At 63.5% G+C, this 11,964-nt stretch carries 13 protein-coding genes and 1 pseudogene; 11 read left to right on the top strand and 3 right to left on the bottom strand.

All coding sequences use genetic code 11. The annotated features are described in order from the left end of the window. Positions 1-78: 78 nt before the first annotated feature. The 4 genes from repC to nadE all read left to right on the top strand — a co-directional run bounded on the left by repC (position 79) and on the right by nadE (position 3,439). A complete protein-coding gene (repC, locus tag DevBK_RS19310; RefSeq protein ID WP_317186646.1) occupies positions 79-1,413 on the top strand; it encodes a plasmid replication protein RepC in 1,335 nt (444 codons plus the stop codon). 80 nt (positions 1,414-1,493) lie between these two features. After that, the gene (locus DevBK_RS19305) at positions 1,494-1,883 is read left to right on the top strand and encodes an MbcA/ParS/Xre antitoxin family protein (protein ID WP_317186645.1); all 390 of its coding nucleotides are present in this window, start codon (positions 1,494-1,496) and stop codon (positions 1,881-1,883) included. Then, positions 1,880-2,398: an RES family NAD+ phosphorylase gene (locus DevBK_RS19300; protein ID WP_317186644.1), complete on the top strand. Its 519-nt coding sequence runs from the start codon at positions 1,880-1,882 to the stop codon at positions 2,396-2,398. Before DevBK_RS19305 ends, DevBK_RS19300 begins: the two co-directional genes overlap by 4 nt. Before the next feature lie 213 nt (positions 2,399-2,611). Continuing rightward, positions 2,612-3,439, top strand: coding sequence for an ammonia-dependent NAD(+) synthetase (gene nadE / locus DevBK_RS19295; protein ID WP_317186643.1), 828 nt, complete (start codon positions 2,612-2,614; stop codon positions 3,437-3,439). Here nadE and DevBK_RS19290 read toward each other — a convergent pair. Both DevBK_RS19290 and DevBK_RS19285 read right to left on the bottom strand, forming a co-directional pair. Next, positions 3,436-3,846: a cytochrome c gene (locus DevBK_RS19290; RefSeq protein WP_317186642.1), complete on the bottom strand. Its 411-nt coding sequence runs from the start codon at positions 3,844-3,846 to the stop codon at positions 3,436-3,438. The genes nadE and DevBK_RS19290 overlap by 4 nt on opposite strands. After that, complete coding sequence (locus DevBK_RS19285; protein ID WP_317186641.1) at positions 3,822-4,244, bottom strand: helix-turn-helix domain-containing protein; 423 nt, start codon at positions 4,242-4,244, stop codon at positions 3,822-3,824. Before DevBK_RS19285 ends, DevBK_RS19290 begins: the two co-directional genes overlap by 25 nt. A gap of 61 nt (positions 4,245-4,305) precedes the next feature. Between DevBK_RS19285 and DevBK_RS19280 the strand changes: the two genes are divergently transcribed. From DevBK_RS19280 to DevBK_RS19260, 5 genes and pseudogenes are all read left to right on the top strand, one after another. Continuing rightward, the gene (locus DevBK_RS19280) at positions 4,306-5,196 is read left to right on the top strand and encodes a cation transporter (protein WP_317186640.1); all 891 of its coding nucleotides are present in this window, start codon (positions 4,306-4,308) and stop codon (positions 5,194-5,196) included. Then, positions 5,193-5,663 carry a signal peptidase II gene (gene lspA, locus DevBK_RS19275; RefSeq protein WP_317186639.1) on the top strand — a complete coding sequence of 157 codons (471 nt, stop codon included), beginning with the start codon at positions 5,193-5,195 and terminating at the stop codon, positions 5,661-5,663. Before DevBK_RS19280 ends, lspA begins: the two co-directional genes overlap by 4 nt. Positions 5,664-5,684: 21 nt before the next feature. Further along, positions 5,685-6,479 carry a murein L,D-transpeptidase family protein gene (locus DevBK_RS19270; RefSeq protein ID WP_317186638.1) on the top strand — a complete coding sequence of 265 codons (795 nt, stop codon included), beginning with the start codon at positions 5,685-5,687 and terminating at the stop codon, positions 6,477-6,479. After that, positions 6,476-8,617, top strand: a complete 2,142-nt coding sequence (locus DevBK_RS19265; protein ID WP_317186637.1) for a heavy metal translocating P-type ATPase — start codon at positions 6,476-6,478, stop codon at positions 8,615-8,617. The genes DevBK_RS19270 and DevBK_RS19265 overlap by 4 nt, the downstream gene beginning before the upstream one ends. Before the next feature lie 151 nt (positions 8,618-8,768). Further along, positions 8,769-8,873 (top strand): annotated as a pseudogene (locus DevBK_RS19260) (arsenate reductase); the annotation flags it as partial. Positions 8,874-9,081: 208 nt separating this feature from the next. Here the strand turns inward: DevBK_RS19260 and DevBK_RS19255 are convergent. Further along, positions 9,082-10,137, bottom strand: a complete 1,056-nt coding sequence (locus tag DevBK_RS19255) for a tyrosine-type recombinase/integrase (RefSeq protein WP_410494107.1) — start codon at positions 10,135-10,137, stop codon at positions 9,082-9,084. Positions 10,138-10,375: 238 nt separating this feature from the next. Between DevBK_RS19255 and DevBK_RS19250 the strand changes: the two genes are divergently transcribed. Both DevBK_RS19250 and scpB read left to right on the top strand, forming a co-directional pair. After that, a complete protein-coding gene (locus DevBK_RS19250) occupies positions 10,376-11,329 on the top strand; it encodes a DUF1403 family protein (RefSeq protein ID WP_317186635.1) in 954 nt (317 codons plus the stop codon). An 11-nt stretch (positions 11,330-11,340) separates the two neighbouring features. Then, positions 11,341-11,964, top strand: a 624-nt coding sequence (gene scpB / locus DevBK_RS19245) for an SMC-Scp complex subunit ScpB (protein WP_317186634.1), incomplete at its 3' end; no start/stop codon positions are given.

The following is an 11,964-nucleotide window of genomic DNA, read 5'->3' as shown; positions in this document are numbered from 1 at the left end:
AATCACAGTCAAGGCCTTCGGGCACTGAGCGTCGATTCGGCGAGCAGATTTCTATTGCCTAGAGATAGGTGAAGAAGGATGCAGACCCATACTGTAACGACGCCCTTTGGGCGGCGGCCGATGACGCTTGGCATGATTGCCAGTCAGGTCACGGCCCAGACTGCGCCGGAAGGCGCGACCGTGCATAAATGGCACGTCTTCAGAGATATCAAGGAAGCCCGGATTGCCCTGGGCGCCACCGATCGGGCGCTGGCCATCCTCGATGCCCTGCTATCCTTCCATCCGGAGACGGCGTTCTACGGCGATAGTGCGCTCATCGTTTGGCCGTCCAACGAGCAGCTCATCGGCCGCGCGAACGGGATGTCGCCGACGACGCTACGCCGGCATTTGGCCAACCTGGTCGATTGTGGCCTGGTGGTTCGCCGCGATAGCCCAAACGGCAAGCGCTACGCCCGCAAGGGGCAGGGCGGTGACATCGAGCAGGCCTATGGCTTTGATCTCTCTCCGATCGTTGCTCGCGCTGTCGAGTTCAAGGAGCTTGCGGAGGCCGTGCGTGCCGAGAAGAAGGCCTATAAGGTCGTCAAGGAACGGCTGACTATCTGCCGGCGCGACATCGTCAAGATGATCGAGGCGGCGATCGAGGAAGGCGTTCCCGGCAATTGGGGCAGCGTGCATCTCGAATATCAGTCCATCATCGGCCGTCTTCCCCGGACTGCACCGCGCCAGGTTCTTGAGGCTGTGGCGGCCGAGCTGGATGACCTTTGGACCCAGATCCGCGACGTGTTGGAATCGTTCGTAAAAACACAGAATCTGAACGCCAATGAGTCCCAAATTGACCGCCACATACAGAATTCAAATACCGAATCTAAAAATGAACTTGAAAGTGGCTTAGGAGTAAAAAGAGAAGAAGGCGGCAGCGCCGGCGAAACTGACAACCTGCGGCGCTTGCCGAAGCGCGAACTGCCCCTCGGCATTGTGCTAGATGCGTGCCCAAACGTCCGCTGGTTGACGAAAGGTGGCGATATCAGCCAGTGGCGTGAATTCCTGGCCGCCGCAGAACTTGCCCGGCCAGTTTTGGGTATCAGCCCGAGTGCCTGGGAGGATGCCCAGGTCGCAATGGGTGAGCAGCCGGCCGCCATTACGCTGGCCGCGATCTATCAAAAGTCCGATCAGATCAAATCCCCCGGCGGATACCTGCGAAATCTGACGGAAAAGGCAAAGGAAGGGAAATTCTCGCCCTGGCCAATGATCATGGCGCTGCTCAGGGCGAAGCTTGACGCCGCGAAGGCAACCGGGGCGGGCATTGCTGAGGCCGAGACCGAACTTGGCGCCGCAAAACGGCTCGATCGCACCGAGAAGCGGCTCGAAATCAGCGAAAGCTTGAGGAGCACCCTGGGTAAGCCCAACCGGTGACCGGCTCTTGCCTTGTAGTTGCGGTTCGGATGCCATATATTACGCGCACTGGATATGACATATGCTGGCTGAGGAACATCATGGCCTTGATCGCGAAGACGGTAGACGTGGGAGCGCCGCTCATTCTGTCCTATATGGATCCGGCCGGTCAAATTGCGGCTGAGCGTGTTGCGGATGGGTTTGGTATGTCTAAGTCCCAGCTCGCCGAGACCGCGGGACTGGCGCGTGAAACGCTCTATCGCGCGGAACGGATCGGTGCACCAAAAGCGCAGGGCCGTTTGCGCGAAATGCTGGAGATTATCAGCAGGGTCACCGAGTGGGCAGGCGGTAAGGATCAGGCCATGGCTTGGTACCGTGCTCAGCCGATACCGGCCTTTGGTGGACGAACCGCTGAAGCACTGGTCAAAGACGGAAAAGCGGCAGCGGTACGCGAATATCTCGATCATATGGCTCTAGGCGGCTTTGCGTGAGGTTTGTCGGAACCTGCTATCGCGCTCACGATCCTCGCTGGTCATTCAAGCCGAGCTCCGGAGAGGGAGCGGCAATCCGCGGTGCTCGGTTTAATCCCAAGGGCGTTCCTGCACTCTACCTAGGGCTTAGCATCATGACGGCGATCAAAGAGATCAGCCAGGGTCTCCCGCATCGGCTCGATCCTACCGTGCTCTGTTCCTACGATGTGGACTGCGAAGATGTCATTGACCTGACAACAGAGCGGGGGAGGGGGGCTGCGTCGGTCTCGGCCAGCGAGATGGCCGGTGACTGGGCATGGGCTCTTGCCGTTGGTGAACGGCCGGCTTCTTGGGCGATTTACGATCGTTTGGTGTCACAGGGCGCTGCCGGCATTGTTGTGCCGAGCTATGCCGTTGGAGCTGATGCTAACGATCGCAATTTGGTGTTGTGGGAATGGGGTTCGGCACTTCCGCATCTAGTCGAAGTCTTTGACCCGAGCGGCAGGTTGCCGCGCGATCAGCTATCGTGGAGCTAATTATGGACAGCAACCTCTCGATGGCAATTCAGCCCCCATGGGCCCCACCGACGTGACCTTACCATGCGACGAAAGTGTGTGAATGCAGCAAGATAAGGCCACCCAGGCCGATTCCCCGAAGCCGCCGCACAATAGCTTCGGTTACAGGCGGCCGCACACTTCCCGGCACAAAATCGGGCTTCGCCCGTTCCACCCTTAGTGCAAAGGACCTGTATGAGCGACCAGACTTCTATCATCCACGACCTGGGCGTCGAGTCGACTTTCGACCCTGCCGCCGAACTTGCGCGCCGCGTGGGTTTCCTCAAGGACTATCTCAGGGACTCGGGCTTGCGGTGCTATGTCCTCGGCATCAGCGGGGGCGTCGACTCCACCACGGCCGCCATGCTGGCCCAGCGGGCGGTAGGTGAGCTGCGCACAGAGGGATACGAGGCCAGCTTCGCCGCGGTGCGGCTGCCCTATGGACAGCAGGCGGACGAGGCGGACGCGGAGGCGGCCCTGGCAGCGATTGGTCCCGACCACCTCTACTCCATCAACATCAAGCCGGCCGCCGATGCGATGCTGGCGGCCGCCAAGGTGTCCGGACTGGCCTTTTCCGGTGCGGCACAGGAGGATTTCATCCTCGGCAACATCAAGGCGCGGCAGCGCATGATTGCTCAATATGCCCTCGCCGGTAGTCTGGGCGGCCTGGTGATCGGCACCGATCATGCGGCAGAAGCCGTCATGGGCTTTTTCACGAAATTTGGCGACGGTGCGGCCGACATCCTGCCGCTCTCCGGACTCAACAAACGCCGCGTGCGCGCCATTGCCGCACTTCTGGGTGCGCCTGACAGGCTCGTCATGAAAGTGCCGACGGCGGATCTCGAGAACAACGCGCCGCTGCGGCCGGATGAGGACGCCTATGGCGTCACATACGACCAGATTGACGACTTTCTGGAAGGGAAGCCGATCAACGCGGCGGCAGAGGTCCGCATCCTCGAAGCCTATAGAAAAACGGCCCACAAACGGGCCTTGCCTGTGGCGCCCGCCTGGGGTGCGCCCTAAGACGTCGAGGCAGATTTGGATGCCTGGATGGCCTGCTGGCGCTCGGGCCATGTGCTCTTGATATAGTCGAGCACGGCGCGGATTTCGTCGTCGGTTAGCACGCCGGCGAAGCCCGGCATGTCGCTTTCATAGCCCGGCAGGATCGCTCCGGGGCCTTCCTTGGTGATGCGGAACAGCTGCGCATCGGAATGGTGCCAAGTATGCCCCGTCGCGTCATGCGGCGGCGCGGGTAATTTGCCGTCGGGTTTGCGAACGCCCCAGTCAGGTTGCCCTTCGAGGTTAGCGCCATGGCAGCTGGCGCAGCGTTCGGCGTAAATCTGCTGACCGGCCGCCAGATCCTGGGCGCGCGCTTGAGGAACAGCATAGACTGTGGCGACGAGGGCTAGTGCGTATGCGCGGTATGGCACTGGCTATGATCCGCAAGGGCTTCAATGATCTGGCAGTCGCACACGCGCCCGTTGCCGCACTCGGCGATCATGCGCTGCAGCTCGGACTTGAGCGCCATCAGGCTTGAGATGCGCCGCTCCACCTCGGCAAGGTGGTTGCGGGCGATGCTGTCGGCTTGGTGACAGGACGCCTGCGGTGTCGAGGTCATGTTCAAAAGGGCGCGGATGTCGTCAACCTCGAAGCCAAGCTCGCGGGCATGGCGGATGAAGTTGAGCCGATCCACCTCCGTCTGCGCATAGCGGCGCTGGCCACCGTCGGTGCGCGGCGCCGAGGGGAGCAGGCCGATCTGCTCGTAGTAGCGGATGGTTGGCACCTTGACCTGTGACCGCTTGGACAACTCGCCGATAGAAATATGCATAAGATGCTTGACCCTCTAGTGGCTAGAGGGATTACCATCTTCCCCAGAATAAGGAAAGGGTATGGTCATGGGCGCATCGGCTGCCATGAAAGAGGTCCGGTATCACGTCACGGGCATGGACTGTTCGTCCTGTGCCGCCAAGGTTGAAAAGGCTGCGCGCGGCATTGCCGGCGTGCAGGACGTCAAGGTGTCGATCGCCTCGCAGATCATGACGCTCGAGGTCGATGACCCGGTAGCCCGTCTGCCCGCCGTGGAAAGCGCTGTCACCGAGCTGGGCTACCAGCTCGACCGCGTTAAGGCGCCCAAAGCCGTGTCGGGCGAACACGACCATGACGAGGATGGCGACGACGATCGCATCCCGGACCTTTCGCACGTCACGCCGGCCTACAAGCGCGCGCTCTGGATCGTCGTGCTGCTCAACGTCGGCTACGGCATTATTGAAATCGGCGGCTCGATACTCTCAGGTTCACAGGCCCTGCAGGCCGACTCCCTCGACTTCCTGGGTGACGGGTTGATTTCCTTCCTCGGCCTGATCGCCGTGGGCTGGGGTCTGGCCGCGCGCGCCAAGGCAGCGCTCATTCAGGGCATTTTTCTTGCCGTACTCGGCTTTGGCGTCGTCGGCTCGACCATCTATCGGGTCTTCGTCGAACATGAGCCGCAGACCCTGCTGATGGGCAGCTTTGCCCTTGTGGCCTTCGTGGTCAACGTGCTGGCCGCCGTGGTGCTGATCCCGCATCGCAAGGGTGACGCCAACATGCGCGCCGTCTGGCTGTTTTCACGCAATGACGCGATCGGCAACCTCGCCGTCGTGCTGGCGGCGGTGATGGTCTGGGCGCTGAACAGCCCGTGGCCGGACCTGATTGTTGCCTTTGCCGTTGCGGCGCTGTTCCTGCAGTCGGCCTGGTCGATCATCCGCGACGCCCGTTCGGACCTGCGGCAGGCAAAGTCATGAAGCAGCGCGACGCCTCCCTCTTCGTCATCCTCGGCGCCATCGGCCTCGATGCCGCCACCAAGGAAGCGGCGTTGATGTTCCTCGAGGGCCGCACCGTGCCGGTGCTGCCTTTCTTCAATCTCACACTCGGTTTCAACCGTGGCGTCAGCTTCGGGCTGTTTTCGGCCGAAGGCGCGGCCGGCTGGTGGATGCTGGTCCTCGCCACCCTGGCCATCAGCCTGGTGGTCGGCTGGCTGTGGCACCGCGCGCCCACGCTTCCCGACCGGCTGGGCTACGCCGCCATTCTGGGCGGCGCGCTCGGCAACCTGGTCGACCGACTGCCAGACGGCGCCGTCACGGACTTCATCGACCTGCACGCGGGCGGCTGGCACTTTCCGACCTTCAACCTCGCCGACGTCGCCATTTCGGCGGGCGTGCTTCTGCTGCTCCTTTCTTCAACTCTTTCCGCCAGAATGCAGCGGGCCTGACCCTTGCTAGGAAATTACCCCATGCCTTCGTTTCGGCCCTTGGCGGCCCTTTTGCTGCTGGCCACCACGCTGCTGCTGGCGGCCTGCTCGAGCTTCACGGGCGATCGCCGTCACCTGGTGCCGTTGAGCGGCCCCAATCTGGCGCAGCTCTCCGCGATCGGCTCCACGCCGGGGGCGCCGATGATGATCCGCATCTTCAAGCAGAGTTCGGAGCTGGAGGTCTGGAAACAGGCGCATGACGGCTCCTATCGCCTCATGAAAACTTACGCCATCTGCACCTGGTCGGGGGCGCTCGGCCCGAAGATCGCCGAGGGCGACCGGCAGGCGCCGGAAGGCTTCTATACGGTGACGCCGGGCCTCATGAACCCGAAGTCGGCGCTCTACCTGTCGTTCAACCTGGGCTTTCCCAACAAGTTCGACCGGGTCCACGGGCGCACCGGCTCCAACCTGATGGTGCATGGCGACTGCTCGTCGGCGGGCTGCTACGCCATCACCGACGACGGCATCAAGGAAGTCTACGCGCTCGCCCGCGAGACCTTCGCGGCCGGCAATGCGAGCTTTCAGGTGCAGGTCTTCCCGTTCCGCATGACGGAGGCGAACCTCGCCGCCCAGAGTGCCAGCCCGCACTACGCCTTCTGGCAGAACCTCAAGCAGGGCTATGACCGCTTTGAGGCCACCAAACGGCCACCGACGTGGGATGTCTGCGAGAAAAAATATGTGTTCGACCTGCCGGCAGGCAGCGGCGCGCTTGATCCGGCCGGCGCCTGCCCGGCCGCGCCGGGAATGACGGTAGCAACAATGGAGGCACTGCAATGACCGACGAACTGATGGAAAGCCGCTATCACGTAGGCGGCATGGATTGCGCCTCCTGTGCCACCAAGATTGAGACGGCGGTAAGTCGCCTGCCGGGCGTCAGCACGGTCAACACCTCCTACACCTCGGAGACCCTGCGGGTGCAGCACACGTCGGCCCTGGCGCGTAGTGCAATCGAGCGGCAGGTCAAGGCCCTGGGCTACACCATAGCGTCGACCGACAAAGCGGCAGCCGAAGGGGAGGGTGACGAGCACCTGGAACTTGGCAGCGGGCCCTGGTGGCAAAGCAAGAAGGCCAAGCTCACCATCGGCTGTGGCCTGGCACTGGCCGCCGCCTACATCGCTGGCCGGCTGATTCCCGGGATCGAGCATTGGGCCTTTCTGGCCGCCTTGGCGGTTGGCCTGGTGCCGGTCGCCCGCCGGGCCATCTCGGCGGCGTTTGCCGGCTCCCCCTTTTCTATTGAAATGCTCATGACGATCGCCGCCGTGGGCGCCGTCGTCATCGAGGCGACGGAGGAAGCCGCGACGGTGGTTCTCTTGTTCCTGGTCGGTGAAGTGCTCGAGGGCGTGGCCGCGTCACGCGCCCGTGCCAGCATTCAAAGCCTGACCGCCCTGGTGCCGAAAACGGCCCTGCTCGAGCAGAACGGCACCACCACGGAAGTGGCGGCCGACAGCCTGGCCGTGGGCGCCACCATCCTCGTCCGCCCCGGTGACCGGATGCCGGCCGATGGCGAAATCATCGAGGGCGAAAGCGCCATCGACGAAGCGCCTGTGACCGGCGAAAGCGTGCCCAAGCGCAAAGGCCCCGGCGACATGGTCTTCGCCGGCACCATCAACGCCGACGCCGTGCTGCGCGTGCGCGTCACGGCCGCCGCCCGCGACAACACTATTGCCCGTGTCGTCAAGCTGGTGGAGGAAGCACAGGAGAGCAAGGCGCCGACCGAACGCTTCATCGACCAGTTTTCCCGCTACTACACGCCGGCCGTGCTGGTTGCTGGCGCCCTTGTCGCCGTGGTGCCGCCGCTCCTCATGGGCGGCGTCTGGTCGGAATGGATCTATAAGGGCCTCGCCGTCCTGCTGATCGGCTGCCCGTGCGCTTTGGTCATTTCGACACCTGCAGCGATCGCGGCCGGTTTGTCGGCCGGCGCGCGCAGGGGCCTGCTGCTCAAGGGCGGTGCCGTCCTCGAGGGACTGCGCAAGATCACGACGGTCGCCCTGGACAAGACCGGCACACTGACCGAGGGGAAGCCCGTCGTCACCGACATCGTGGCCTATGACCGCAGCGAAGCGGACGTGCTGTCGCTTGCCGCTGCGCTCGAGACCGGCTCGAGCCATCCGCTGGCCGTGGCCATCCTCGCCCGCGCCAAGGCCGACAAGGCGCCCGTGCCGCCTGCCGGCGACGCCAAGGCGGTGCCCGGCAAGGGCGTTTCCGGCCGGGTCGGCGGCAAGACCCTGTTCCTGGCCTCGGCTCAGGCCGCACATGAACAGGTGCCCCTCTCGCCCGAACAAACGGCGCAGGTCACGGCCTTCAACGACGAAGGCAAGACCGTTTCCGTGCTGCTGGTCGACGACAAGGTCGCGGGCCTCCTGGCCATCCGCGACGAACCCCGCGCGGACGCGGCCGCAGGGCTCGCCGCGCTGAAAGAAGCCGGCATCACCACCGTGATGCTGACCGGCGACAACAAGCGTACGGCGGCGGCCATCGGCAAGAGCCTCGGCATTGAGGTGCGGGCGGAACTGCTGCCGGAAGACAAGCAGCGGATTGTGCGCGAACTGCAGGGGCAGGGCCGCGTGGTCGCCAAGATCGGTGACGGCATTAATGACGCGCCGGCGCTTGCCGCTGCCGATATCGGCATTGCCATGGGCGGGGGTACCGACGTCGCTCTGGAAACGGCCGACGCGGCCATTCTTCACGTCCGTGTGATCGACATCGCCAACATGGTGGATTTGTCGAAAAGCGTCATGGGCAACATCACCCAGAACATCACGCTGGCCCTTGGCCTCAAGGCGGTCTTTCTGGTCACGACGGTGATCGGCATCACGGGCCTTTGGCCGGCGATCCTCGCCGACACCGGCGCCACCGTCCTGGTGACGCTGAACGCGCTGCGCCTCCTTGGCTGGAAGGGTCGGAGCGCGGCGTAGCTCGCCCCGGCTCTAGATATCGGGCAGCCTCCTCAGGCGCAGCAGGCGCTCACGCTCGGCGTACAGCAAGAAGACGCGACTGCCTGTTGAGCAGCCCGGTGACGGGGCTTGTAGATCGCCGCAAGCGGCTCGAGATTCATCATGACGTCCGCCCCGATCTGACGTGTTGGATATTCTGCCCAATCCGGATATTGGCCCCTTCACCAAGGAGGATGGCGAGGTCGTCATCGATCAGGATGGCCGGCGCATTGGTTGATGCTTTTTTCCGACCTGCCCAACCCGCAGCGCGATGCCGTCGCGCTGGAGGAACTGGCGCAGTTGATGCCCCGGCCGCTTGACGACAAGCCGCGGATTCTCCTGCTCTACGGCTCGCTGCGCAAGCGCACTTACAGCCGTCTCCTTTTGGGAACTCGCGGACCGGACACGAACGGCCGGCATTTGGTCGCAAGCCGTCGTCTGCTCGCCTATAGGCCGACCGCCTTGGTGAGATTGACACGAAACCGATCGCGACGCCGCTGATAGCGCCGGGTCATCTCAGCCGAAGCATGGCCGAGTTGCTTTTGCACATAGCGTTCGTCTACCTCCGCCGAGCTGGCCAGGCCGGCCCGTAGCGAGTGCCCAGCAAATTTCCCCGCCCGTTCGCCCTCTGAGAGATCGCCCCGCACCCCAGCAGCAATGGCCGCGCGCTTGACCAAGCGGGCAACTTCCTGGTCTCGCAGCCGGTCGGGACCGACCGACTTGCCTTCTCCGGTTACCCGTCGAAACAACGGCCCGTGCGCGATGCGCCCCAGTTTAAGCCAAGTTTCCAGCGCTGCCACGGGGCAGGTGCTGTCGGAAGAGCCGCGGCCGATCTCCACCTCTCGCCAGCCATTTTTGCCACGAAGGGTCAAAATCATGCCGCGCTCGAGGATTTCGATCCAGCCTGAAGAATCCTCGGTTTGATCGGCGGCAACGTCGAGACCGACGACTTCCGAGCGTCGCAGGCCGCCAGCGAACCCCATCAGCAGCATGGCGCGGTCGCGCAGCCCCCGCAGGGTGCCGCGATCAAGCGTTTCCAACATGGCGATCAGGTCCTCGGGCAGCACGGCTTCCTTCTGTACCGGTGGCCGGCCGTGGATGTTGCGGATGCCGTCGAGGACCGTGGCGATGTGGCGATCGCCGCGCTCAAGCCGTTCGCCCAACTGCCGATAATGCCAGGACAATGCGGATAGCCGTCGTTCAATGCTCGAGACGGCTGCCGGCTTCCGATTGCTCGTCGCGGCGCCGGAGGCGCAGGCTGTGATGTAAAGGCCGACAATCTGCGGATCGGGCGGCAGCTGATCAAGACCCTGGCGCCGGCACCACGAACCGAAATGCTTCCAGTCCGAGTCATAAGCGCGGCGCGTGTTCGGCGCGCTAGCTGCCTCGACATATTCCCTGGCGCGATCGGCGAGTGCTTCCAGATGTGCCGGTACAGCAGAAGCGCTCTGCCGGGCAGGGGAGGGCGCCTCGGCCGAGGGATCGTCGTTTTTTTCGACCATTTCGACGTCGCCGTCTAATGCTGGCGAAATTCCGACGGGTATAGGCGTGCGCTGTGGTCGAACAGAGCCGTGCTGAGGGTCGTTTTCGGTGCTCGCGTCGAGATTTCGGGCCATTCCCTCTATAATGAGCAAAACGAATGATAATGCAAGATTATCGGTCATTATATATTGCCGACAGATGGGGCGGATAACCGGCAATATGGTGGTTCTAAGCGCCGCTGTGTGCTAACCTTCAAACATGAAATCGCGCGCTGATTTGCTGCTTGTCGATCCGCCCACAGTACCAAAAGTACCGGTGTGGGCACGGCCACGCGGTCTAGTGTTGCACGATGCCGATGCGGCCTATCTGGCCGGAGCGGCATTGAATTCCTTAGATTATCTGGTGCGTCAGGACTTTTCCTGGGCCGGCGCCTGGCGCCAGCGACTAGCGCTGCGGAGCGCCGTCGCGGCTGTGAATTTGACCGGCCGGCGCGAGGACGAATCCGCCCTGCGCGACACCCATTATCTGCGCGGCATGGGCGACGATCCTGGCCCGTCCGGTCACCTGCTGACGGCCTGGCGCCGGCTCGCCAGCCGCACGACCAGTTGTGACGCGGAATCGGTGCGGCCGGTCGCCGAGCATCTCGGCCTCAAGTGGGATGACGCGCTCACCGAGGTGGTGGCCAATGCCGAGGACTTGGTGGTGTCGTCGCGGCCGGCGCCGGTGTTGGCGGCCGAGATCGCCAGCATAGTCTACAGGGCCCGGCCGGATGCCGAGTTGCTGGCCTTCTGGTTGGCCGATGCCCTGCTGGCCCAAAAATTCAGGTGGCCTATTCCCGTGCCGCTGCTAATGGGGCAGGTGGCCTCATCGGTCTTCAAGTCTGGCGAAAACAGGAAGCGCATCCGGCCAGGAGCGGAGGGGTGGGGCAGCGCAGTGTTTTTGGCCTATGCCACAGCGACGGCAGAGGCCTGCGATCTTGGGATAGAGCTGGCGCTGCGGGCGGCAAAGCTGACGACGGTGGCACCGAAGTTGCGCGCCAAGGGTTCTGGCGACGTCATCAAGCTGCTGCTGTCCGATGACGCGGTTCTGGGGTCCTGGTCGAGCCCGAAGCTGTCGGCGCGGGGCGCCCGGCGGCTGTTTGATCGGCTGGGCGAGATGGGTGCGGTGCGCGAGCTCAGCGGTCGGCCGACGTTTCGGCTGTACGGGTTGTGAGGGCAGAGCAGATGGCCAGGCGCAAACGGACAGATGCCGAACCGCCGATCTTCGATGCCGAGCTGACCGACATGCCGGCAGACCTGCGCTGGCGCGAATGGACAAACCGGATCGAGGCCGTGCTGTTCGCGGCACCGAGGCCCGTGGATCGGGAAGCCCTGGCGCGGGTGATCGGTCGCGAGGCCAGCATCGACCTGCTGATCGATGACATTCGCGAAGGGCTGCGGGGCAAGCCCTATGACGTGGTGAAAATCGCTGGGGGCTGGGCGTTCCGCACCCGAACTGCCTATGCCGATGCGATTGCCACGTCTGCAGCCGTGCCTGACCGTGCGGTCGATCTGACCCAGAACGAGGCCATGGTTCTGGTGTCGATTGCCTACCATCAGCCGGTGACGCGGGCAGGGGTGTCGGAAATCCTAGGCCGTGAAGTGTCGCGCGACGCGATCGGGGCACTGCGGGAGAAAAATATGATCACCGCAGGACCCCGCAGCCCGACGGCGGGGGCGCCGTTCACCTATGTGACGACAAAGGGGTTCTTGGAGCATTTTGGGCTCGGTACCTTGCGGGATCTACCGGAAATCAATGCGCTGCAAGATGCAGGACTGCTGTCGGATAACTCAGACGCATCGGGTGAC

The sequence above is a fragment of the Devosia sp. BK genome (assembly GCF_032907385.1).
GTDB lineage: Bacteria > Pseudomonadota > Alphaproteobacteria > Rhizobiales > Devosiaceae > Devosia.
The sequence above is the reverse complement of the archived record's forward strand: the minus strand, read 5'-3'. Positions and strand labels throughout refer to the sequence as shown.